General features: G+C 69.9%; 17 protein-coding genes and 1 riboswitch. Of the genes, 12 read left to right on the forward strand and 5 right to left on the reverse strand.

What is annotated here, in order from left to right; all coding sequences use genetic code 11:
• Window positions 1–56: 56 nt before the first annotated feature.
• The 3 genes from E8A74_RS29965 to E8A74_RS29975 form a co-directional block, all read right to left on the reverse strand.
• Complete coding sequence (locus tag E8A74_RS29965) at window positions 57–1,754, reverse strand: serine/threonine protein kinase (RefSeq protein WP_136932521.1); 1,698 nt, start codon at window positions 1,752–1,754, stop codon at window positions 57–59.
• Window positions 1,755–1,897: 143 nt separating this feature from the next.
• Window positions 1,898–2,518: a hypothetical protein gene (locus E8A74_RS29970; protein WP_136932522.1), complete on the reverse strand. Its 621-nt coding sequence runs from the start codon at window positions 2,516–2,518 to the stop codon at window positions 1,898–1,900.
• A 151-nt stretch (window positions 2,519–2,669) separates the two neighbouring features.
• Window positions 2,670–3,869 (reverse strand): hypothetical protein, encoded by a 1,200-nt coding sequence (locus E8A74_RS29975; protein ID WP_136932523.1) that lies wholly within the window; start codon window positions 3,867–3,869, stop codon window positions 2,670–2,672.
• Between the two features lie 168 nt (window positions 3,870–4,037).
• Window positions 4,038–4,194, reverse strand: a riboswitch (cobalamin riboswitch).
• Between the two features lie 435 nt (window positions 4,195–4,629).
• Here E8A74_RS29975 and E8A74_RS29980 point away from each other — a divergent pair.
• The 3 genes from E8A74_RS29980 to E8A74_RS56100 are packed head-to-tail and all read left to right on the forward strand — an operon-like array spanning window position 4,630 to window position 8,767.
• Window positions 4,630–6,318, forward strand: coding sequence for an FHA domain-containing serine/threonine-protein kinase (locus E8A74_RS29980; protein ID WP_136932524.1), 1,689 nt, complete (start codon window positions 4,630–4,632; stop codon window positions 6,316–6,318).
• A 35-nt stretch (window positions 6,319–6,353) separates the two neighbouring features.
• A complete protein-coding gene (locus tag E8A74_RS29985) occupies window positions 6,354–6,992 on the forward strand; it encodes a hypothetical protein (RefSeq protein WP_136932525.1) in 639 nt (212 codons plus the stop codon).
• On the forward strand, window positions 6,905–8,767 hold the full coding sequence (locus tag E8A74_RS56100) for a BamA/TamA family outer membrane protein (RefSeq protein WP_420814222.1): 1,863 nt from the start codon (window positions 6,905–6,907) through the stop codon (window positions 8,765–8,767). The genes E8A74_RS29985 and E8A74_RS56100 overlap by 88 nt, the downstream gene beginning before the upstream one ends.
• On the opposite strand, the gene E8A74_RS29990 is transcribed toward E8A74_RS56100, so the two are convergent.
• Window positions 8,764–9,597, reverse strand: a complete 834-nt coding sequence (locus E8A74_RS29990; protein WP_136932526.1) for an FG-GAP repeat domain-containing protein — start codon at window positions 9,595–9,597, stop codon at window positions 8,764–8,766. The genes E8A74_RS56100 and E8A74_RS29990 overlap by 4 nt on opposite strands.
• 112 nt (window positions 9,598–9,709) lie before the next feature.
• On the opposite strand from E8A74_RS29990, the gene E8A74_RS29995 reads away from it, so the two are divergent.
• The 9 genes from E8A74_RS29995 (at window position 9,710) to E8A74_RS30035 (ending at window position 21,077) form a co-directional block, all read left to right on the forward strand.
• Window positions 9,710–10,918: a phosphoglycerate dehydrogenase gene (locus E8A74_RS29995; RefSeq protein WP_232379807.1), complete on the forward strand. Its 1,209-nt coding sequence runs from the start codon at window positions 9,710–9,712 to the stop codon at window positions 10,916–10,918.
• A 264-nt stretch (window positions 10,919–11,182) separates the two neighbouring features.
• Window positions 11,183–11,770 carry a ribosome maturation factor RimP gene (locus E8A74_RS30000; RefSeq protein WP_136932527.1) on the forward strand — a complete coding sequence of 196 codons (588 nt, stop codon included), beginning with the start codon at window positions 11,183–11,185 and terminating at the stop codon, window positions 11,768–11,770.
• A gap of 24 nt (window positions 11,771–11,794) precedes the next feature.
• Entirely contained in the window at window positions 11,795–13,447 is a 1,653-nt protein-coding gene (gene nusA / locus E8A74_RS30005; protein WP_136932528.1) for a transcription termination factor NusA, read from the forward strand.
• 120 nt (window positions 13,448–13,567) lie between these two features.
• Entirely contained in the window at window positions 13,568–14,404 is an 837-nt protein-coding gene (locus E8A74_RS30010; RefSeq protein WP_170229478.1) for a YlxR family protein, read from the forward strand.
• Window positions 14,405–14,434: 30 nt separating this feature from the next.
• Window positions 14,435–17,671, forward strand: a complete 3,237-nt coding sequence (gene infB / locus E8A74_RS55645) for a translation initiation factor IF-2 (RefSeq protein WP_136932530.1) — start codon at window positions 14,435–14,437, stop codon at window positions 17,669–17,671.
• A gap of 56 nt (window positions 17,672–17,727) precedes the next feature.
• On the forward strand, window positions 17,728–18,087 hold the full coding sequence (locus tag E8A74_RS30020) for a DUF503 domain-containing protein (protein WP_232379808.1): 360 nt from the start codon (window positions 17,728–17,730) through the stop codon (window positions 18,085–18,087).
• Between the two features lie 26 nt (window positions 18,088–18,113).
• The gene (gene rbfA / locus E8A74_RS30025) at window positions 18,114–18,464 is read left to right on the forward strand and encodes a 30S ribosome-binding factor RbfA (protein ID WP_232379809.1); all 351 of its coding nucleotides are present in this window, start codon (window positions 18,114–18,116) and stop codon (window positions 18,462–18,464) included.
• A 62-nt stretch (window positions 18,465–18,526) separates the two neighbouring features.
• A complete protein-coding gene (locus tag E8A74_RS30030) occupies window positions 18,527–20,086 on the forward strand; it encodes a serine/threonine-protein kinase (RefSeq protein ID WP_136932533.1) in 1,560 nt (519 codons plus the stop codon).
• Window positions 20,076–21,077, forward strand: coding sequence for a hypothetical protein (locus E8A74_RS30035; protein WP_136932534.1), 1,002 nt, complete (start codon window positions 20,076–20,078; stop codon window positions 21,075–21,077). The genes E8A74_RS30030 and E8A74_RS30035 overlap by 11 nt, the downstream gene beginning before the upstream one ends.
• 9 nt (window positions 21,078–21,086) lie before the next feature.
• Here E8A74_RS30035 and E8A74_RS55045 read toward each other — a convergent pair whose 3' ends face one another.
• Window positions 21,087–23,225: a serine/threonine-protein kinase gene (locus E8A74_RS55045; protein ID WP_232379810.1), complete on the reverse strand. Its 2,139-nt coding sequence runs from the start codon at window positions 23,223–23,225 to the stop codon at window positions 21,087–21,089.
• Between the last annotated feature and the right edge of the window lie 54 nt (window positions 23,226–23,279).

Consider the following 23,279-nt stretch of genomic DNA (forward strand, 5'->3'; position numbering starts at 1 on the left):
CGCACTCTACACGAGCATTCACCCGCCCTGATCGCCATTTCGGCGGAGCACGCGCGTCAGTAAGGATTGCCTTTGTAAGGGTCCGGCTTGTAGTTCGGATCCTTGTTCCCGCCGGTCTTCGTCGTGGCGGGCGCGGTGCGCACGGTGCCCGCGGCGGCGTCGAGCGTGACCTTCACCTTCTCCTCGACGACCGTGACCTTGATGGTCTTCGACTGGTAGCCCTTCTTCGACAGCGTGAGGCTGTGCACGACGTCGGCGGCGGCGCCGGCGCCGCGGAACGTCACGTCGCAGGGCGTGCCCCCGCAGAGCGTCTCGTTGCCCTCCATGACGCTCGCGCCGGAAGGATCACTCTCGATGTGCACCACGCGATCGCCGGGACGCGCGGGCGTCTGCGGCGCGGCCTGCGTGGGCGTGGGCGGCGGCGTCGTCGCGGGCGAGGCGCTCCCCGCCGTCGTCTCGCCGGAGCCGCGCGTCTGCGTGAGCGTGATGATGATGCCCACGAAGCCGAGCACGAGCACGCCCGTGATCAACATGAAGCGCCGCTTGCCGCTCTGGCCGGCGAGCGTGTCGGGGTCGGGCAGGGACATCGGCTGCGAGGCCGCGAGCGGATCGGGGAGCGTGCTCGGGCTGCTGAAGCCGAGCGCCGCAGGGCGCGCGCCGGAGAGCGAGAGCGACGAGAGCGACGTCGAAGGGCCGCTGTCCCCAGGCGGACCCGAGGGGCGGCGCATCGGGCCCGAGAGGCCGGTCGTGTCGCCGGGCGGGAGGCTGTCGAGGTTCCGCGCGCGGAACGCGCCGGTATGCGCGTAGGGCTGGTACGGCCCCGTCATCATCTCCTCGGCGCCGCCGCCACAACGCTTCAGCGCAGAGAGCAGCTCGTCCATGCTCGCGAAGCGGCGCTGCGGATCTTTCTCGAGACAGCGGAGGACGATCGCCTCCATCTCCTCGGAGATCACGAGGTTCGGGTTGTAGTGGATCATCGGCGGCGGCAGGTCGTTCACGTGCGCCATCAGCGTGCCGACGCCGGGGCCCTTGTCGAAGGGCACCTTGCTGCAGAGCATCTCGTAGAGCATCACGCCGAGCGAGTAGATGTCGGTGCGCGCCGAGACCTCCGCGCCCACGATCTGCTCGGGCGCCATGTACTTCGGCGAGCCCATGAACAGGCCTTGCTGCGTGAGGTCCTCCGCCTCGCCGGTCACGTCCTTGACGAGGCCGAAGTCGAGGACCTTGACGTTGTCCCGTTCGTCGCCGTGTTGCGCCAGGAGCACGTTGCCCGGCTTGAGATCCCGGTGCACGACGCCGATCTGGTGCGCCTCGCGCAGCGAGCGGCAGATCTGCCGGGCGATGTGGCAGGTGCGGCCCTCGGCGAACGGGCCTTCCTCGCGCAGCACGCGGTGGAGCGTCTTGCCGTCGACGAACTCCATCGCGATGTAATAGATGTCGTCGCTCTGCCCGTAATCGAACACGGTGACGGTGTTCGGGTGCGTGAGCTTCGCGGCGATCGACGCTTCGAGGAAGAAGCGCTTGTGGAACTCCGGATCGCGGTCGCCCTCGTACTTCGGGGAGAGGACCTTCAAGGCGCAGATGCGTCCGAGCGGCGCTTGCTCGGCCCGGTACACCTTGCCCATGCCGCCGCGGGCGATGACGCCGACGATCTTGAAGCGACCGCCGATGGTCATCCCGATGAGGGGATCCGGCGCGGCCCCCTTCGGGTCATCGACGCCCTCCGCCTGCTGGTCTTGTCGGGACGCGCCCATATGTGGAACCTGGGCCATCGGGTTTGGATCCTCGGCGAGCGGCGGCCCCCAAAGGCACGCTCGGGTGCGCACAAAGTCTGCCGGTCGCGCGCTCTTGTGTCAATTCTGCTGACCACCTGCCCCGGTGAGGAGGGCGAGGGGGGTCAGCCGAGCGAGGTTCGTCCGGGGGGCGTGGGGGTCGAGGGAACGACCTGCCCCGAAGCAGGGCCCGGGCCCGGCGGCGGCGTCGAGGGGTTGATGGGCGCCCGCGGCGCCGAGGGCGGCGCGTCCGCCACGACGGCGTCGGGGAGGGTGATTTCCATCCCGACCCCGCGCGGCATGGGCGCAGCCTTGGGGATCACCGGAACCTGCACGGAAGGCGGAGTCACGGCGAGCATCGCAGGCGTGCTCACCTTGCCCGAGGCCAGCGGGCGCGTGTCCGAGCCCTCCACGAGCACACCGTCGACCTCCATCATGAGCGTCGCAGACGTGACCACGATGTGCCGGCCGAGGCGCTTGACGAGCAGGACCGCGCGCGCGCCGGCCGACCATCGCGGCAGGACACGCGCCTTGTCGGACTCCTCGTCGACGAGCCACCCGACGAGCTCCGAGCCGACGAGCTGGGACGACGTCGCGGCCACGAGCTTGCCCGCGACCAGGCGATATCGGCTGTTCTTCGTCTCGAAGACACGATCACCGGCCACGTCCGGGCGTAGCCTTCCCTCGAGGAAGGCGTCGATGCTCACGCGGACGACGCGATCGCTGTCGGGCTCGAGGAAGTTCATGACGCCTCCCATGGGGGCACCCCGTCCTGCCTCGATTATCACGCCCTGTCACGGAGATACATCCCCCGACGTGCGGATGCCGAGAGACCATCCGGCCGGCGTTCGGCCGCATGGTCTCCCGGGCTACCACTTGCGCGGGATCCGCAGGAGATCAGGGAACGCGGGCCACGACTGCGAGGACCGTGTCCATGCCACGTTGCCCGGCTACCCAGAGCCGATCCTGGTCGTCCGTGAAGAAGGGGAGCGACGCGCCGGGCGTGGCCGCCGAGAGGAAGACGCCGGGCGTGCCCTCGGCGACGACGGCCCCGTTCTCCACGCGGTAGCGCTGCGCGACGACGTCGAGCGCGTCGAAGGTCGTTCCGTCGACGGGCTGGAACGCGAGCACGCCGGCGTCATCCGCGCCGGGCGCGATCGCGGCGAGGCTGCCCGCGTACCCCGGCAGCTTGAAGAGCGACGCGCCGGCCGTGGGCCCCGTGCCCCGCGCGACCTTCTCCGCCGCGTACCCGCGCGCATCTTGATCGCCGTTCGCCTCCGACATGATCACGAAGACGTTGCCCGCGTGATCCGCGGCGATGGGGCCGGACGCGACGCCGAACGTGTCGACCGGCAGCGGCGCGCTGCACGTCATGTCGCCGTCGGGCACGAGCCGGGGCATCGACGCTGCCGTGCCGCAGGCGTCGGCCGCGTAGAGCGCGTTCGTCTTCGTCGCAGCGTCGTTCACGGCCGAGATCCCCGTGTAGAGCAGCCGCCCGAGCGTCCCGTCGCCCACGCCGACGCCCGCGTAGAACCCGTTTACCGGGTAACGCGCCGCGACGAGCGTGCCGTCGAGCAGGACGATCTCGCCCGTGAGATCGGAGGCCGTGTACGAGATGACCGTCCAGTCGAAGAAGGGCAGATCGATCGCTTGAGCTCCAAGGAACGTCATCGCTGGGTTCTTCGTGTCGACGTCGTTCGTCGTGAGGGTGAGCTTGCCTGTCGCACCGGCGGGCGGCGTGAGGCGCTCGATCGTCACGGAGCCGGGCGCGGGCGCGGGGCTCACCGCGACCGGGCCGCCGTGGCGCCCCCACGTCGAGGGCGCGCCGACGACCGCGTCGGATTCGTAGAGCCCGACGACGCAGAACCCTGCGTCCTTCACGGTGAAAAGATCTGCGTACGTCGAAGGGTCGAGGCACGCGCTGCCACCCCCACCACCCGCGCCGCCATTCCCACCCGCGCCGCCGCTCCCACCGCTGCCGCCGTTGCCGCCGCTGCCGTTCCCGTCGTCGCTGCACGCGACCAACATCAAGCTCGCGCCGAGCGCGAGGGCGAGCGCGAGCCGCGTGCTCAGTCGGCGTTTCGATTCGTCGTTCATGTTCGTCTCCGTATGGGCGACACACCCGCGCCCTCGGGTCTCGTGGGCGGGATCGAACGATCCCGCCGAAGAGCGGCGCCGGCGTGGGCATGGACGGAGAGACACGGACGCGAGGGCCCCCCCGCCGCATGCTCCACCCCGGAGACCGCGATCGGGCCTCGACGCAGCAGGTTTCCTGGCTCCCGGATCGTCCTCGGGCGGACCTTCCCACGCGTTCGCGCCTCCCTGGCTCGCACCAGCGAGGCGCTCTTCGCGCAGTGGTTCTTCCGCCTTCGTCCCCGGCTACAGTGGCGGGGGCCGCGCCGGCATGATCACCGGCTTCCCTGTTGTCCGGCGCGCGCGTTCGATGAGCCTTCGCTCGGCGCACGCGCGCGCCCACTGCTCGAGATCGGCGGGCCCCTGAACTTGCATCCCGGGGTCCGCACGGGGCGGCGTAGGCGATGAACGAGCGTGCAGTCAAGAAGAGGTTCATCGACCGGAGCGCTCGCTCACTCGATGGCCTTTCGGGCGTGGGGAGGCGGCCACGGGGGGGCCACAATGGACAGGGGAGGGGGGTACGTACGAGAGGGGCCACGGGCCACCCGGACCACGAGATGGGCCCGGACCGACCCCGAAACCGCGGAAAACGCTTGTTCGCGCGGGGAAGGTACTCGTTCTTGAAAAGGACTCGTTGCGCTCTCGCCCGAGATGGACGACGCTTGTGGGAAACCAGCACCGTCCCGACCCACTGGGCAACGAGGCGGCTGACCCTCTTCTCGTCGTGACCAACAGAACTCCTCCCCCCCCGATCACTCCCGGAACGGTCATCAACGACCGCTATGAAATCCGACTAAGCCTCGGCAAGGGTGGCATGGGCGAGGTCTTCCTCGCATTCGACCGTTCGACGCAGCAAGAGGTCGCGCTGAAGGTCGTGCGCGAGGAATCGCGCATGCCTGGCGACGACGAGGCGCTGCGGCAAGAGCTCTTGCTCGCGCGATCGGTCGCCCATCCCAACGTGTGCAAGGTCTTCGATCTCGCCCCGAGCCTCTGGGGGCCCATCCTCGTGATGGAGAAGATCGCCGGACAAACCCTCCACACGCACATCCGGAAGAAGAAAGCTCAAGGCGGCTACACCGCTGACGAGTTCCGGAAGATCGCGGCGGAGGTGTGCAGCGGCCTCGCGGCGATCCACGCGCAGGGCCTCGTGCACGGCGATCTCAAGCCGGGCAACGTGATGGTGAGCGAAGGCCGCACCGTCATCCTCGACTTCGGCTTCGCGCAGGAGCGCGCCCGCGCCTCGGCGCGTCGCCCTGGGGCGCCTCCGGACGGCGGCACGCCCAACTACATGTCGCCCGAGCGCCTGCGGAACGGCGGCGCCAGCGTCGACGACGACGTCTACGCCATGGTGCTCACGCTCTGGGAGATGTGGACCTGCCGCGTCCCCGAGCCGGGCTACAAGCCGCGCGCGCGGCCCATGCGCCAGCAGATCATGTTCGACGTGCCCGCGGGCCTGGCGACCGACGAGGTCAAGCAGATCTTCCGCGGCATGAACGAAGACCCGACGATGCGCCCCCAGGCGCGTCACCTCCGGTTCTTCAACCCGACGCAGCTCACGACGAGCCCGATCCAGCTCCCGCGCGAGCGGCTCGAACCCGGGCCTCCGCCGGGCCGCGCCCAGACCGCCGCGTTCACGCCCGGCGCGCAGTCGCTGCTCATCACGTACGCGACGAACGCGCCGGAGATCGTCGGGCAGATCCTGCCCCTCGACAAACCGATCATGACGCTCGGCCGTCGCGCCGATCAGGACCTCGTGATCCCCGAGGCCACGGTGAGCGGCCAGCACGCGCTGCTCCGTTGCCAGTCGGGCTCGTGGACGATCGAGGACCTCGGCAGCACGAACGGCAGCTACGCGGAGTTCGGCTTCGAGCGCAAGAGCCAGATCACCTTCATGCACAACGGCGAGGTCCAGGTCGGCGAGTGCCGCCTGAAGCTCGTCAGCTTCGGCCCCGAGTCGCCCTCGCACAAGCGCGCGCGCCAGTACCTCGCGAAGCGCGATGGCCTCACGGGCTTGCTCGTGCGCGAGCACCTCATGAAGGCCATCGACGAGGACGGGCTCTTCGCCGAGTGGGCCGAGGTGAACGTGCAGGTCGCGCGGTACGAGCTGCGCGGCCCGAACCGGCAGGTGAGCGAGAGGCCGACGATCCTCGAGATGCTCGCGCTGCGCAAGGCGGCCCAGCGCGTCGTCGACCTGACGGAGATGCTCATGCTGAGCCTCACGCCCGTCGTCGCCGGCCGCACCGGGCCGCTCAAGTTCGTGGTGTCGATGGTCGGCCACTCGCTCGAAGAGGCCCGCCACGTCGTCGAGCAAGTCCTCTCCCAGGTGCAAGGCACGCTGCCGGACTCACTCGAGCTCACCGCCACCATCGTCAAGGGCGAGCCGGGTCGACCGGCCCGGACCCTCCTCGACTAACCCCGTGATTTCCCGGTGAAGAACTTCGGCCGACGATGATCAGGCCCCCGCTGTCGTCGAGCCCGCCGTCGCAGCCGTCTCCGTACCGTTATCTCGGTCGCGGCGGGGGCGAGCGGCCCGTGCGCATGCAGATCATCTTCGCGCTCGTCGCGGGGATGATCCTGGTCGCCGTTCCTCTGTACCTGTGGCGCGGCCCGCGGCCGGACTCGATCCCCTCGGCCGACGCGGCCGTCGCGGACGCAGGCACGACGGACGCGAGTGCGCCGGTCTTCGTGGTCGATGCGGGCCCGCCGCCGGTCACCCTCTCCTCGTTCACCACGATTCGTTGCGAGAACCCGGGGCCCGGGAAGACCCCACCGGAGCGGTGCGATCACGTTACCTTCTTCGAGGACGGCCTCGCCCGCGCCATCCGCGAGAACACAGCGTGCGCGCCCACCGGAAAGTCGCAAACCACCGTGAGCTTCGTGCTGGAGATGGACTTCCGCACGAAGAAGACGAACCTCTTCGTCGGCAAGTCGTCGAGCATCAAGCGCGACAAAGCGAAGGAGCTCCTCCGCTGCGTCAAGCGTGCGATGCCGAAGCCCGACTGGCCCACGATCCCGCACCAGTACGTCCGCTACAAGGTGAACGTCGTCGCGACGTATCCGGCCGCAGACAACAAACTCTCGCTCTAGTCCTCGCGGCCCTCTTCGTTTCGTCGTTCTCCTCGTCCCTCGCGGGGGCGGCCGAGGAGAGCGACGAAGCGCCGCCGTCGCCCGCGTACTCGCCGTACGAGCGTGAGACGATCAAGGCGGTCCTCGCGGCGCAAGGCAAGACGATCGACGAGTCGCCCGAAGGCAAGACCATCGAGGCCATCGACGTCGTCACGCTCGACGTCATCGAGCAGCGCGATCCGGTCCCGAACTTCGTCAACATCTTCCACGCCACGACGCGCAAGTACATCGTCCGCCGCGAGGTCCTCCTCGAGCCGGGGCAACCGTACAAGCAGGAGCTCGCCGACGAGACGGGCCGGAACCTCCGCAACATCCCGCAGTTCTCGCTCGTGCTCGTGTTCGCGGCGCGCGGCAGCAAGCCCGATCGCGTGCGGCTCCTCGTCGTCACGAAGGACGTCTGGAGCCTGCGCGTCGGCCTGGGCTACCGCTTCGCCTCCGGCCGCCTCGAGTACCTGCTCGTCCAGCCGAGCGAAGAGAACCTCTTCGGCACGCACCACTCCGCGCTCGTGCAGGCGTACTTCCAGCCCGAGACGTACGCCCTCGGCGCGCGTTACTCGATCCCGCGCGTCGGCGGCAGCCGCATCCTCTTCCGGGCCGAGGGCAACGTCGTCTGGAACCGCGAGAGCGGCAACCCCGAGGGATCCTTCGGCGCGCTCACCTACGGCCAGCCCCTCTACTCCACCCGCGCCGAGTGGTCGTACCTCGCGCAGATCACGTGGCGCTACGAGATCGATCGTCGTTACGTCGGCGGCCGGCTCGCTGCCTTCGACGCGAAGTCCACGGAGCAGGAAGATGCGATCCCCTTCCGCTACCGCGCCGACGTGCTCGCGGGCACGTACACGCTCACGCGATCCTTCGGCCTGCGCAACAAACACGACTACAGCGTCGGCCTCGAGGTGAGCCGCCGCGTCTATCGGCAGGACGATCTCTCTCGTTACGCGCCCGAGGCCGCGCGCGAGTTCGTCGACTTCGCCGTGCCGCGCAGCGACACGCGCATCGGACCCTTCGCGCAGGTGCGCGCTTACTCGACGCGCTTCATGCGCGTGCTCGACTTCAACACGCTCGGCTTGCAGGAAGACATCCGGCTCGGCCACGACCTCATCCTGCGCGTCTACCCTGTCTTCGCCGGGATCGGATCGAGCCGCGACTTCTTCGGCGCCATGGCTTCGGCGAGCTACACGGCGCCGATGGGCGACGGCATCGCGCGCGTCTTTGCCGAGGGGATCGTCGAGGCGGAGCCGGAGCGCATCGCCGACGCCTCGCTCGAAGCCGGCGTGCGGATCCAGACCCCGCGTACGGGCATCGGCCGCCTCGTCCTCGACGCGCGCCTCCTCCGGCGCTTCCGCAACTACATGAACCGGCGCACCGTGCTCGGCGGCGACACGCGGCTGCGCGGCTACACGACGCTCGCGTACATCGGCTCCGACGTGCTCACGTACAACCTCGAGTACCGCGCGCGCCCCTTCCAGCTCTTCTCCTTCCAGCTCGGCCCCGTCGCGTTCTTCGACGCCGGCGACGCGTTCGACGGCTTCGAGGAGATGCGCATGAAGCACTCGGTCGGCGTGGGGCTGCGCGCCGTCTTCCCGCAGCTCGATCGCTCCGTCATGCGTGTCGACTGGGGGTTTCCTTTGACGCGCGCGTTCGCCCCCGAGGGCCCGTTCCCGGGCCAGTTCGTCGTCACGTTCCAGCAGGCCTTCCAGATGCCTCAGATCCCGCTGCGCGCGACCGACTTCTAGCGCCGCGTGGCCTGCGCCGATCGGATCCGCGCGACATGCGCGTCGAACGATGCTCGCAGCGAACCCGGGACCGGCTCCTTCTGCAGCGCCTCCAGCGTGGCCGCGCGTTCGCGGCCTGCGTGGATCGCGTGCCATGCCTGCTCGAGTGCGCGCCGGACGCGCGTCACGTCGTCCATCGGCGCGTCTTTGTCCTTCGGCGTTCGGAGCGGCGCGTCAGCGCGGCGCGTGTGAAACGCGAGCGCGGCCTCCGAGCGCGCGCGGTATCGACCTGCCTCGAACGTCGCGACCAACAGGAACGCGGGCTGGATCGGATCGTCGGCCGGTAAGGCCACGCGCCCGATGAGATCGAGGTGTCCGTCCTCGTCGACGTCGGCGACCTCCGTCGGCACGAGCGTCATCTCGACGTTGTACTGCGCCGATCCCGTCGGAAGAATCTGATGCACCTCGAGCGCGCCGCTGCCTCCTCGCAGCACCACGTCGAGCGTTCCATCCCCGTTGAGATCCGTGAGCGCGCGAAACGCGCCGTCCTCGTAGTCGCCGCTCGTGCCGGGGACGAGCGCGGGGACGAGCTCCGTCGCGTGCTGTCCTGCGTCGCGTGGTCCCACGGCCAGCACGACGCCGTGCACCGTGGCTGCTCGCACCGCGAAGGTTTTTCTTCCGAGGATGTCGACGCCTTCGTAGCCGCGGACGACCACGGTGCCGCCTCCGCGCGGCATCTTGGCGCGGATCTCCGACGTCTTTTGCAGGCCGAGGGGCGCCGTCTCCGCGTCGATCGTTGAGAGCTGCGCCTCGATGTCGGGCGCCGCGGCGAACGCCGTGATGGGGGGCATTTCTCCGCCTCCCCAGGGCGAGACCCGATGATCCGAGGTGCACCCCGAGAAACCGATCGACGCCACGAGGACGAACAACCGCGCTGCCTTTTCTGCTACCGTTCGCCCTCGCATGCGCCTCTTGATCGCCGACAAGATGGACACCCAGGCGCTCGAGGAGCTCCGCATCCTGGGTGTCGAGATCATTTCCCGCCCGGAGCTTACCAAGGACACGTTGCCCGCGGCCCTCGACGGCATCGGCATCCTCGTCGTCCGTTCAACGGAGGTGACGGCACGCGCCATCGAGGCGGGCCGCCAGCTCAACCTCATCGTGCGCGCGGGCGCCGGTGTGAACACGATCGACGTCGCCGCCGCGAGCGCGCGTGGAGTGTACGTCGCGAACTGCCCCGGCAAGAACGCGATCGCCGTCGCCGAGTTGACGATGGGCCTCGTGGTCGCGCTCGATCGCCGCATCGTCGATGCGACCACCGATCTGCGCGCGGGAAAGTGGGAGAAGACCCGGTATGCGCAGGCGGAGGGGCTCTACGGCCTTCGCATCGGCGTCGCGGGCCTCGGCGCCGTCGGCCGCGAGGTCTTGAACCGCGCGCGTGGCTTCGGCCTCGAGCCGCATGCCTGGTCGCGCTCGCTCTCGCAGAACAAGGCGCAGCGGCTCGACGTCGGCTTCGCCCGCAGCCTCGAAGAACTCGCGTCGCGCTCGCACGTGCTCACGATTCACCTCCCGCTCGACAGCCGGACGCGCGGCATCGTGGGTCGCAAGGTGCTCGAAGCGCTGCCGGACGGAGCCATCGTGGTGAACACGGCGCGCAGCGAGGTGATGGACTACGAGGCGCTCGAGGACGTGATCGCGAAGAAGGGCTTGCGTGTCGGCCTCGACGTGTTCCCGAACGAGCCGGATCGCGGCACGGGCACGATCGAGCCGCGCATCTTCGGCCGGGGCATCGTGTACGGGACGCCGCACATCGGCGCGTCGACCGAGCAAGCGCAGCGGGCGATCGCGATGGAGACCGCGCGTATCATCCGCGCCTTCATGACCGAGGAGACCGTGCCGAACGTGGTGAACATCTGCGCCACCTCGCCCGCTCGGTACGTCGTCGTGATTCGCATGCTCGACAAGGTGGGCGTCCTGGCGAACACGCTGAGCGTGCTCAAGCGTCACGGCATCAACATCGAGGAGATTTCGAACACCGTCTTCGACGGCGCGCTCGCGACGTGTACGAAGATGCGTGTCTCTGGACGGCCGAGCGACGCCTGCATGAAAGAAATCGCGGCGTTCGACGAAGTCCTCCACGTGGACGTGGTATCGTTGCCAAACCTCGCCTAGCGAGGCCACGCCTGCCCGCCCCGGAGGCCGCTTCACTGCGGATTTTCCTGGGTTTTTCGCTCGTGCGCGGTGGGCGTCCATGCCCCCTTGCGTATCCGCCCAGGTTCGTTTAGAGTCACCCCGACAAAACTAGGCGGATCCGCGGAGCCGGATTCCCAAGTTTGGGAATCGGCTCTTTTTTTTTCGCTTGGGCCCTCGCGCGGCGGGCGCCCTTGGCGAAGACGGTCTTTCGCCGCGCGGGGCCTCGCGCCCGTCCTCTCAGGCATGCAGCAAGCGTCGAACGAGCAAACCAGCAAGAAGACCATCGATTTCGACCGTATCCGCGCGGCCGTGGGACCCGTGCTGGAGACGCACGGCGTGGTGCTCGTGGATGTCGAGTGGTTCACCGACCAGGGGACGTGGACCTTGCGCTTGACGATCGAGCGCGAGGGCTTGCAGGACTCGTCGGATCCGGCTGGGGGCGTGTCGCTTGACGACTGCGCCGAGGTCTCGCGGGACGCCTCGACGGCGCTTGACACGGACGACGACGTGATCCCGCACCACTACAGCCTCGAGGTGTCCTCCCCCGGGCTCGAGCGGCGCTTGAAGAACCTTTCGGATTTTCGGCGATTCCGCGGCAAATTGGCGCGTGTGAAGCTCGCTCGGCCGGCGCCCGACGGCCAGAGCCTTCTACGCGGCGAGATCGCGGAGGCGCCGGACGACAAGATCGCCGTCGTCGTCGACGGCAAGCGGATCGAAGCGCCTTTCGCGGATGTCGTGGAGGCGCGACTCGTGTTCGAGCTCGTGACGCAGTCGAAGAAGCAGAAGAAGAGCACGCGCGCGGACAAGGCGAAGCAAAGCGGTAACCGGTAGTTGAGATCAGGAGAGCGAGCAGCCATGGCAACGATGGGAGCGACGCCCACCGTGGATACGAGCCTCGGGGCGATCCTCGAGCAGGTCGCGAAGGAGAAGGGCATCGACCGGAAGATCCTCGTCGAGACGATCGAGGCGGCGATCTTGAAGGCGGCCCAGAGCGTCTTCGGACCGACGCGCGAGCTCGAGGCGCGGTTCAACGAGGACAGCGGCCAGGTCGACCTCTTCCAGTACATGACCGTCGTCGAGGACGTGGCCGAGCCCGAGCGCGAGATTTCGCTCGCCGACGTGGAGAAGCACAAGCTCGACGCGACGCTCGGCGAGGAGCTCGGCTTCCAGGTCTTCTGGCGTCCCGAGGATGCCGAGAAGGCGCGCGAGCAGGACAAGGAGTTCGGCGACATCCTGAAGCTCAAGGCCGGGCGCACGACGTTCGGCCGCATCGCCGCGCAGACGGCGAAGCAGGTGCTCCTGCAGCGTGTCCGCGACGCCGAGCGCGACCTCATCTTCAACGAGTACAAGGACCGGAAGGGCGAGCTCATCCGGGGCATCGTTCGGCGCTTCGAGAAGGGCAACAACATCATCGTCGACATCGGCAAGACCGAAGGGATCCTGCCGTTCCGAGAGCAGACGCCGCGCGAGACGTACCGGCCGGGCGATCGCATCGTCGCCTACGTGAAGGACATCGATCGCGAGGCGCGCGGGCCGCAGGTGATCTTGTCTCGGTCCGATCCGCGCCTCGTGGAAAAACTCTTCGAGGCCGAGGTGCCCGAGATCTACGAGGGCATCGTGCGGATCGTCTCGGTCGCCCGCGAGCCGGGCGCGCGATCGAAGATCGCAGTGACGTCGCGCGATGCGGACGTGGATCCGGTGGGCGCGTGTGTCGGCATGAAGGGTTCGCGCGTGCAGGCGGTCGTGCAGGAGCTCCGCGGCGAGAAGATCGACATCGTGCCCTTCGATCGGGATCCGGCGCGTTACGTCATCGCCGCGATCCAGCCGGCCGAGGTGCACAAGGTCATCGTCGACGAGGCGGACGGGCGCATGGAGCTCGTCGTGCCGGACGAGAAGCTCTCGCTCGCGATCGGCAGGAAGGGCCAGAACGTCCGGCTCGCCGCGCAGCTCACGAACTGGAAGCTCGACATCATCAGCGAGTCCAAGTTCAAGCAGATGGAGGAGGAGGCGATCCACGCGCTCCAGCAGATCGACGGCGTGTCGGAGTCGATCGCGAAGTCGATGTACCGGCTCGGCTTCCGGGCGCTCGAGGAGGTCAGCGAGGCGGCCGTCGAGGAGCTCGCGGCGATCCCTGGGCTCGGCGGCGCCGAGGTGGCCGAGCGGATCAAGACGCAAGCCGACACGACCATGGAGCGGCTGCGTCAGGAGCGTATCCGGGCCGCGAGCATGCGGACCGAGCCGCTCACGGATCGCGAGCGCTTGATGTTCATTCGTGGCGTCGGCGATCGGACCGTGGGCCTCCTCGAAGAGGCAGGCTACAAGACCGTGGAGGACATTCTTCGCGAAGACGAGGACCGGCTGGCGATCCGGACCGGCCTCGGCATCAAGAAGGCCCGGGCGATCCGGCAAGGCGCACGGGACTTCGTGGAGAGCGAGCAGAAGGTGCTCGAGGCGGGCCGCGCCGACGCGAGGCGCGCCGCAGTGGCGGCTTCGACAAAGCAGGCGTAAGAGGGCGCGGCTCGTCTTTCGCGGACGAGCCAAACTCCGAGAACGAAACGGACGATGGTGGAAGCACGGACAGAGACAGAACGAGCGACGCCGCAGGCGGACCGAGAAGGTTCGTCGCGGGTGCGCACGTGTGTCGGCTGCGGAGAGCGGGTGGAAATCCCGCGCTCCGGGGCGGCGCTGTCCGTGCTCGTCCGTCTCGTGCTGGGCCCCGGCGGCGAGGTCGCGGTGGACGCGGCGGGCGGCGGCTTCGGTCGCGGCGCGCACGTGCACCCGAGGCCGTCCTGCGTCGAGAAGGCGGCGCAGCGGGGGCTCGCGCGGGCAGCCAAGGGCAAGGTGAGTTTGCTCTGGGACGAAGCGTCCGAGCCGTCGGGCGAGGAGACGGCAGCGTCGGGGACGACGTCGTCGGGCAAGCTCGTCCCGCTCGATGCGGGCTCGCTTTCCCGGGCGATCATGCGCGCGCTGGATCGGCGGGTGCAAGGGCTCGTGGTCGCGGCGGCCCGGGCGCGCAAGGTCGCGCTCGGGGCGGACGCGGTGACGGGCGCCGACGGGCGGGGCGAGGCGGAGCTCATCGTGGTCGCGACCGACGCGGCCGCGGGATCGGAGCTCTCGGCCGTGCGTCGCGCGGTCTCCGAGGGGCGCGCGATCGCCTGGGGGACGAAGAAGGTGTTGGCTACGTTGTGCTCTGCCGCTGCGTCGTCGAAGCGCGCGGAAGGGCTCGCTGTCGTGGCGATCATGGATGATCGGATCGCGGCGGCGCTTCGAGAGGCCGTACAAACGGCCTCCGGGCTCGCCGCGCCACCGTTGGAAGGTGCGGCGGCGAGCCGCAAGCGCCATGATGCGAGGCGCCCCGGTGGTACCGGGCAGCAGTCCTCGGAAAGGTCCACGCCGAAGGATGCGGGCGGCGGGATCGATGGAGATGGGGCGCGGTCCGGTCAGGATCGTCGTGCGGACGGGTGAGTCGGGTTTGTCGTTACTGGAGCGAGGTGCATGAGCAAAGTTCGGGTGTACGAGGTCGCTAAACAGCTAAACATGGATCAGAAGACGCTGGTCGCGCTCTTCCAGTCCATGGGTATCGGCGACGTGCGCAACCACATGAGCGCGGTCGAGAGCGATGTGGTGGAGCGCGTGAAGCGCCATCTGGAGCGGCAAAAGGCGCCCGAGGTGGTCGAGGAACGGATCCGTCCGACGGTCGTGAAGCGCCGCGCGCGGGGCGCCGAAGGCGAGACCTCCGGCCCCGAGCCGACGACGACCCCCGCACGTGCCGCCGCTCCTGCCATCCCACCCGCGCGCGCCTCCGCTCCGTCCGCCGCTCCCGCCCCGACGAGCCCGACGTCGACGGCCGCAACGCCCGCCGCGCCGAGGACCGCGCAAGCACCGGCGCCGGTCGTCGAGGCCGCGAAGCCTGCTCCCGCGCCCGCTCCCGAGAAGCCCGCAGCGACGCAGACGGCGCCCGCCCAGCCGGTGGAACGTGAAGCGAAGGAAGCGCGCGAGGTTGCTCCGCCCGCGGCGCCCCCTGCTCCGGCCCCGGTCGCGGCGGCGGAGCCCCCGAAGCCCGTCGCCGTCGAGAAGGCACCGGAGGCGCCCGCGCCGAAGCCCGTGGAGGCGGCACCCCCGCCGCCGGTCGAGGCTCCGAAGCCCGCGCCTGCGGTTGCCGCCGAGGCCCCGAAGCCCGCTCCGGCCGAGCCCGCGTCCGCCCCGAAGGCGGCCGAGCTCGCGCCTGCGCCGAAGGCCGTCGAGGCGCCGAAGGCCGAGGAGCCTGCCAAGCAGGTCGCAGCGCCCGCCGAGGCCCCGAAGGCCCCGCCGGCCGCTCCGGCGACGACGCCTGCCCCGAAGGCGGCCGAGCCTGCGCCTGCGCCGAAGGCGGCTGCCGAGGCGCCGAAGAAGGCCGAGGAGCCGGCAAAGCCTGCGCCTTCCGAGGCGCCGAAGCCGGCCGCGGCTCCGCCGTCGCAGCAGCCGCAGCGGACCGCGGGGGGGGCGCCGCAGGGGCCGTCCAAGCCCACGGCGCCGCCTCCGGCCACGACGCGCTCGCCCGCGCCGGGTCCGGGTCGTACGCCGCCGCCGAGCGCGCCGCCGCCGGCTCGCACGGCGCCCGCGTCGTCGGTGCCGCCGCCGCGCAAGCCTTCGGACACGCCGTCCTCGGTCCCGCCGCGTCCGTCGTCCCCGCCGAAGACGGGCATCGACGTGTGGCAGGGCCGCCCCGGCGTCCCGATGCCGGCCGCGCAGCGCACGAGCACGCCGCGTCGTACGACGTACGATCCGCGCGCCCAGGCGCCGCAGCCGGGTCGGCCTGGTATGGGCTTCGGTCCGCAGACGGGTCGTCCGGGGCAACCGGGCGGACCGCGCAGCGGCGGCCCGCAGCGCCCGGGCATGGGTGGCTTCCGGGGTCGTCCGGGCGGGCCTCCGATCCAGCAGCGGCGCGGCCCGGCGCAGGTCTCCACGCAGGAGATGGCCTCCCACAAGAAGGTCGTCAAAATCGAGGAGCAGGTCAGCCTGCAGGCGCTCGCCGCGAAGATGAGCGTGAAGTCGACCGATGTTCTCCTGAAGCTCCTCAGCATGGGGATGACGGGCGTGAACATCAACTCGACGCTCGACGCCGACACCGCGAAGATCGTCGCGAGCGAGTTCGGCTGGAACGTCGAGGACGTGGCGGTCAGCGAGACCCAGACGCTCGAGGACGCGACGCGCGTCGAGTCCGAGGCGGACATGGACTTCGAACTGCGTCCGCCGATCGTCACGGTCATGGGTCACGTCGACCATGGCAAGACGTCGCTGCTCGATCGGATCCGCAAGGCCAGCGTGGCCGAGGGCGAGGCGGGCGGCATCACGCAGCACATCGGCGCGTACCGCGTCGAGACGCCGCGCGGGACGATCGCGTTCCTCGATACGCCGGGCCACGAGGCGTTCACGGCGATGCGCGCCCGCGGCGCTTCGCTCACGGACATCGTCGTGCTCGTGGTTGCGGCGGACGACGGCGTCATGCCGCAGACCAAAGAGGCGATCTCGCACGCGCAGGCCGCGAAGGTGCCGATCATCGTCGCGGTGAACAAGATCGACAAACCGGGCGCGGATCCCGACAAGATCAAGCGCGACCTCGCGAACCTCGGGCTTCAGCCGGAGGAGTGGGGCGGCCAGACGATGTTCGTGCACGTGTCGGCGAAGACCGGGCAGAACATCGACCAGCTCCTCGAGTCGGTCATCCTGCAGGCCGAGATCCTGGAGCTCAAGGCCTACGCCAAGCGCCGCGCGAGCGCGACGGTCATCGAGGCGCTGCTCGATCGCGGCCGCGGCCCGGTCGCGCGCGTCATGATCCAGGACGGTACCCTGCGCACCGGCGACATCATCATCGCCGGCAGCGTGTGGGGCAAAGTCCGCGCGATGACGGACGAGCTCGGTCGGACGGTGGCGCATGCGGGCCCCGCGACGCCGGTCGAGGTGCTCGGCTTGAACGAGGTGCCGAGCGCAGGTGATCCGGTGCACGCGGTCAAGGACGCCAAGACGGCGGAGGAGATCGCGGAGACGCGTCGCAAGAAGGCGTCGAAGTCGCTCATCCCGCAGGACTCGCGCGTCTCGCTGGAGACGCTCACCTCGCGCCTCGCGGAGAGCGATCAGCTCGAGCTGAAGCTCATCGTGAAGGGCGACGTGCAGGGCTCGGTCGAGGCCATCTGCCATGCGCTCTCCAAGCTCTCGACGCAGAAGGTGAAGGTCACGATCGTCCACGCGGGCGTCGGTGGCATCACCGAGGGCGACGTGAACCTGGCGGTCGCATCGAAGGCGATCATCGTCGGGTTCAACGTTCGTCCTGCGGGCAAGGCCGCCAGCCATGCCGAGACCGAGGGCGTCGAGATCCGGCTCTACAACATCATCTACAACGCGGTCGACGACATCCGGTCCGCGATGGAAGGCCTCTTGCCTGCCACCAAGGTCGAGAAGCAGCTCGGCCGGGCGGAGGTTCGTCAGGTCTTCCGCGTGGCGAAGATCGGCACCGTCGCCGGCTGTATGGTGACGAGCGGGCTCGTGAAGCGGACGGCGGAGGCACGACTCATCCGCGACAACGTCGTCGTGTGGTCGGGCAAGCTCTCGGGCCTGCGTCGCTTCAAGGACGACGCGAAAGAGGTGGCCGAGGGGTTCGAGTGCGGTATCTCGCTCGAGAACTACCAGGACATCAAGGAGAGCGACGTCATCGAGTGCTTCGAGATCGAAGAGGTCAAGACGAAGCTCACCTGAGCTTCGGGAGCGACTGCGGACCCGGGTAACGCCGGCGAACGACGATGTTTGTTGGTGTGTTGAGGCTGAGGTTGGATGTACCCGGGGCGCGGTCGCTCAAGGACAAACGGAGCGTCGTCCGCTCGTTCAAGGAGCGGGTGCAAGGGCGGTTGAAGGTGGCGGTCGCGGAGGTCGGGGTCCTCGACGATCCGCGGCACGCCACCCTCGGGGTCGCGGTCGTGTCGAACTCGCACACGGTCTGTGATCAGATGATCTCGAGCGTGGTGAGCATGGCTTCTACGCTGCCGGATGCGTTGCTCGCCGATCGGGCGAGCGAGATCGTGAGCTTCGGCGAAGGCGGTCGAGGGGTCGTGGGCGGGATCGAGCAGATGCTCGGGGAGCTCGACGACGACGACGACGAGGGGAATTCCGCGTGAGTGGACAGGGATTGCGGTCGGCTCGGGTGGCAGCGCGGGTCCGCGAGGAGCTCGCGGCGCTCTTGCGGGACATGGCGGATCCGCGCCTTCACGGAGTGCTCATCTCGCGCGTGGAGATGACCGACGATCTGCAGGCGGCGCGGATCTTCGTGCGGCACGAGCTCGGCGCATCTCCGGGCGAACCGGAGCGCCGGTCGATGCTGAAGGGGCTCGAGGCGGCCGGGGGACGGCTCCGGCGTGACGTCGGCAAGGCGGTCCAGCTTCGCCGGGCGCCGGAGCTCAAGTTCATCTACGACACGGGCCAGGACAGCGCGTATCGCGTCGAGGAGATCCTGCACGAGATCCGGATGGACGACGAGCGGCGGCAGAAGGGCTGACAAGGCGCCGTGGCCCGACGAATGAAGCTCACCGCATCGGATGCCGTGGTATTCTCCGCGCCGTGAGCCTTTCGGCCGGCGCGATCGTCGGTACCAACGTACGTCTGCTTCGCCCGCTCAAGCGTGGCGGTATGGGCAGCGTGTGGCTCGCAGAGCACCTGACGCTGCGCACGCAGGTCGCCGTGAAGTTCATGTCCGAGCGCCTCGCGCAGGACCAGGAGTACGTGGCTCGCTTCACCCGCGAGGCCATGGCGAGCGCGCAGATCAAGAGCCCGAACGTCGTTCAGGTCTTCGATCACGGCATCTCGTCCGACGGCACGCCGTACATCGTGATGGAGCTGCTCGAAGGCGAGGACCTTCGCATGCGGCTCTCGAAGATCGGCACGATCGGCCTCGACGAGGCGGCCACGATCGTCGTGCACGTGGCGCGCGCTCTCTCGAAGGCGCACGGGCTCGGCATCGTTCATCGGGACATGAAGCCCGACAACGTCTTCCTGTGTGATCAGGACGGCGAGCTCTTCGTGAAGGTGCTCGACTTCGGGATCGCCAAGCACGCGACGCCCGAGAGCGAAGGCCTCGACGGCATGACGGGGACGGGCGCGATGGTGGGCACGCCGCACTACATGAGCCCCGAGCAGATCCTGAGCGCGCGGCGCGTGGATCATCGGGCGGATCTGTGGTCGGTGGGCGTTGTCTTGTACCGCGCGCTCACGGGGCAGGTGCCTTTCCAGGGCGAGACGCTCGGCGCCGTGTGCATCGCGATCGAGCGCGGGAGCTTCATGCCGCCGAGCCAGCGGCGGCCTGGGCTCATGCAGACGCTCGATGCCTGGTTCTTGCGGGCGCTCGCGCGGGATCCGGCGCAGCGGTACCAGTCGGCCAAGGAGCTCGCGGATGCGTTCCTGTCGGCGCTCGCGGCGGGTGGGTACGCGCCGCCAGCGTCGCCGTTCCGGATGGAGACGAGCGCGGCGCCACGCTCCGCGCCGACGGCGCAGCCGCCGGGCAGCATGACGCCGCTGCCGGGGAGCGGCGCTTCTTCCTCGGCCGCTGCGTGGGTCTCGGGCGCGACGCCGCCGCCGATGATGGGCACCGGTCCTTCGGTCGCCACGCCTCCGCCGGGGCAGCTCGCGGAGTCGGCGTTGCCCACGGGCTCAGGGCGGTATCCCTCGGCGAACGAGCCGCCGTGGGCCGCGAGCGGCGCTGCAGCCGCGCCGCCGCCGCTGCAGACGTTCCACGGCTCCTCGGTCACGCATGCCGAGTGGAAGAGCTCGTCGCGGCGACGCGCGCTCGTCACGGTCGTGTCGGGCGCGCTCGGGGTCGTCGTGCTCATCCTGATCGTGATCGTCGTGCTCACGAAGGGGGACGGAGGCGAAGGGGAGAACGCGTCTGCGCTCCCGACCGAGGGGACGACGAAGGCGGCCGCGCAAGCCGCGCCTCCAGCGCCCACGCCGGAGCCCGTCGCGACGCCTGCTGCCACGCCTGCTGCGACGCTTGCTGCGACACCGACGGAGACCGCCGCGCCGCCGCAGGCCGCGTCGGCGAAGGCGTCTGCGGCGCCCGTCAAGCCTGCCTCGACGTCGACCTCCACCTCCACGGGGAAAACGAAACGTGATCGTGGGTTCTGAAAGGGCACGAGGGCGAGCGCGGAGGACGCTCGTCGCGTGGCTCCTCGGTGTCACGACGATCGTGGCGGCAGACGCCGTCGCGTATGCGCAATCGAAGACCGAGCGCGACATGGCGCGCGCGCTCATGGACGAGGGCGACGCCAAGGTCGAGAAGAAGGACTTCGCCGGCGCGCTGCGCGCTTATCGCGCCGCGCACGCGATCATGGGTGTGCCTTCGACCGGCATCGAGGTCGCGCGCACCGAGGAGAAGCTCGGGCACCTCGTCGAAGCGCACAAGGCCGCGCTCGAGGTCGCGAACATGCCCGTGAAGCCCGGCGAACCGAAGCCGTTCACCGATGCGCGCGAGGCCGCGAAGCAGCTCGCGGCGCAGATCGAGTCGCGCATCCCGAGGCTCACCGTTGTCGTGCGAGGCGTGCCCGAGAGCGCGCCCGTCGAGGTGAAGATCGACGGCGCGCTCCTGCCGAGTGAGGCCGCGCGCGCGGCGCAGCCTGTGAACCCTGGCAAGCACGAGGTCTCGGCGGCGGCGACGGGGCTGCCGCCCGTGTCGAAGGAGATCGAGATCGCGGAGGCGCAGCGGCTCCAGGTCACGCTCGCGCTCGGCGACGCGGCGGCCTCGGACGATGGCAGCGGCAACGCGGGCCGGCGCCTCTCGCCGCTCGTGTACGTGGGCTTCGGCGTCGGCGGCGCGGGGCTCATCGCGGGGGCGGTGACCGGTGGCCTCTCGCTCTCGCGCGCAGGCACCGTGAAGGAGCTCTGCCCCGCGGGCACGTGCCCGACGCAGGCCGCGCTCGACGAAGCTACGCCCGTGAACGATTCCGCGAAGACGCTGGCCAACGTCTCCAACGTCGCGTTCGCGCTCGCCGTCGTCGGCGTGGGGGTCGGCGTGGCGGGGATCTTTCTTTCGGGCGGCGAGCCCAAGAAGAGCCCGGAGGCCACCTCGGTGCGCCTTCAGATCGGGCCCACCGGGATCGGGCTCGTCGGCCGGTTCTGAGCGTCGCGTTCAGCGGAAACGAAGCGCGAGCAGCACGCCGGCGACGGCGACGGTGACGAGAGCGACGATCGCAAGAATTGCCATCTGTCGCTTGCCGCTCTCGACCTCGACGGGCTTGTTCTGCGTCGTCGTCGCCGCGGCACGGGCCGCGCCGCTCGTCGAGCTTGCAGCCGGGCGCCTCCGCCAGGGCACGGGCGCGCGCAGCGGGCGCACGCCGCCGGGGGCGGGCGGAGGCACCGAGATGCGCTCCTCGGGCAGCGGCGCAGGCGGGTGCAGCGGCGCGGCGGCGGGCAAGTTGCTTCGTCGCTCGGGTCGCTCGGGTCGCTCGGGCACGGCGACGGGCTCGGCGGCGCGCGGCGGGACGTTCGAGGTGGGCTCCGGGCGAGCGGGCAGGGCGGAGATGCGGTCGGGGCGCGTCGGCAAGGCCGAGGTGCGATCCGTGCGGCCGGGCAAGACAGAGATGCGACCTTCACGCCCGGGGACGATCGAAGGTCGATCGGGGTTTCGCCCGGGCAGGGCGGAGATCCGATCGGCGCGCCCGGTGCCACCACCGGACGAAGTCGGCCGCTCGGAGCCCGTGCGCGTCGGGGCAGATGGGTGCTCCGAGGGGACACGGTTCGCGGGGGGATGCTCGGACGGGATGCGCGCGGCAGCGGGCTCTTCGGCGCGTGGGCCCGAGGGGAACGTCGCGTCGAGGATCGGATCCGGCGGCAGCGCGGACGTGTCGCTCGGTGGCTTCGGCGCGCGCATCGCCGAGGTCAACGTCGCGTCGAGGATCGGATCCGGCGGGAACGAGGCTACCTCTTGGGACTTCGCGGGCTGCGAGGTGGCCGTGTCGCTCCGCGGCTGCGTCGACGGCTCGGAGAAGGGCTGCGGAATGTTCTCCAGCGTCTTCGGCGGCTCGCTGATGGTCGTAGGCAGCTTGGCGTCCCACGCGGGTGCAGGCGCAGGCGCGATCGCAGGTGCTGCTTCGGGCAGCGGCAGCGGCGCGCGTTGCGCGCGCATGAACGGCATCGGCCGCACCAGGCGACGCGTCGGCGTGTCGGGCGCCTCGTCGTCGTCGTCCGGCATCGCCTTCGGCAGCGCGCTCTTCGGAAACGTGTCCACGCGCATCGTCGCCGGCTCGTCGTCCACAGCCGGCTGCGCCGCCTTCTGCATCCTCGGCACGGTCGGCATCACGTCCGTCACGTCCCAGCGCGGGCGGATGTTGCTCGCGGACAGGCCGTCTGCGACGCGCTCGAGCTCTGCGGCGAACGTCCGCGCGGTGGCGAAGCGCTCGGCGGGCTCCTTCGCGAGCGCCTTCATCACGATCGCATCGAGCCCGGCCGGCAGCGCTTGCGTCGCGAATCGCGATGGCGGCTCCGGCACCTGGAACGCGTGCGCGCGCGTCAACTCGAGCAGCGTCGTGATGTGATCGAAGGGCCCGCGCCCTGCGAGCAGCGTGTAGAGCACCATGCCCACGGCGTAGAGATCCGCGCGCCCGTCGACGGGTCGACCGCGCGCTTGTTCGGGCGAGAAGAAGCGCGGCGTGCCCATCGCGACGCCTTCGGCCGTGGGGAACGCGAGCGGCAGGGGCGTGTTGTCCCCCATCACGTTGATCACCTTGGCGACGCCGAAATCGAGCACCTTCACCAGGCGGCGCCCTCCGTCGGGCGCGTCGCACAGGAACAGGTTGTCGAGCTTCACGTCGCGATGCACGACGCCCGCGTCGTGCGCGGCGGCGAGGCCGGCGAGCGCCTGGCGCGTGACGTCGATCGCCTCGGCCACGGGAAAAAACAGCCGGTGCTCGAGCTCCTCGCGCAGGTCTCGCCCGTGGAGACGCTCCATCACGAGGAACGTCCGTCCTTCGGCCGTCTGCCCGAAGTCGGTCACCTGCACCAGGTTCGGGTGCGTGATCTTCGCGAGCGCTTGGGCCTCGATCCGCATCCGGTCCACGAAATCGGGGCGGCTCGCGTGGCGCTCTTGCAGGAGCTTCACGACCACGCGTTTGCCGAGCGCGACGTGCTCGGCCTCCACCACGTCGCCCATGCCTCCGCGGCCGAGCGGCGCGAGGAAGCGGTACGGCGTCCCGTCGAGCAGCGTGGGTTTGTAGCCCTGGGGAGCGGCCGAAGGATCCGACGGGCCGATGGGGTTCTGGGCCGAGGTCACGGTCTCGGGGGATACTACTTCGTTCTTGTCCGCGCGGGTGGGGAGAGTCCGTGC

The organism is Polyangium fumosum (genome assembly GCF_005144585.1).
Lineage (GTDB): Bacteria > Myxococcota_A > Polyangia > Polyangiales > Polyangiaceae > Polyangium > Polyangium fumosum.

Bases quoted from the DNA above. Each gene is read 5' to 3' on its own strand.
- E8A74_RS29965 (WP_136932521.1), bottom strand. From the start codon at position 1,754: ATGGGCGCGTCCCGACAAGACCAGCAGGCGGAGGGCGTCGATGACCCG.
- E8A74_RS29970 (WP_136932522.1), bottom strand. From the start codon at position 2,518: ATGAACTTCCTCGAGCCCGACAGCGATCGCGTCGTCCGCGTGAGCATC.
- E8A74_RS29975 (WP_136932523.1), bottom strand. From the start codon at position 3,869: ATGAACGACGAATCGAAACGCCGACTGAGCACGCGGCTCGCGCTCGCC.
- E8A74_RS29985 (WP_136932525.1), top strand. From the start codon at position 6,354: ATGATCAGGCCCCCGCTGTCGTCGAGCCCGCCGTCGCAGCCGTCTCCG.
- E8A74_RS29990 (WP_136932526.1), bottom strand. From the start codon at position 9,597: ATGCCCCCCATCACGGCGTTCGCCGCGGCGCCCGACATCGAGGCGCAG.
- E8A74_RS29995 (WP_232379807.1), top strand. From the start codon at position 9,710: ATGCGCCTCTTGATCGCCGACAAGATGGACACCCAGGCGCTCGAGGAG.
- E8A74_RS30000 (WP_136932527.1), top strand. From the start codon at position 11,183: ATGCAGCAAGCGTCGAACGAGCAAACCAGCAAGAAGACCATCGATTTC.
- nusA (WP_136932528.1), top strand. From the start codon at position 11,795: ATGGCAACGATGGGAGCGACGCCCACCGTGGATACGAGCCTCGGGGCG.
- infB (WP_136932530.1), top strand. From the start codon at position 14,435: ATGAGCAAAGTTCGGGTGTACGAGGTCGCTAAACAGCTAAACATGGAT.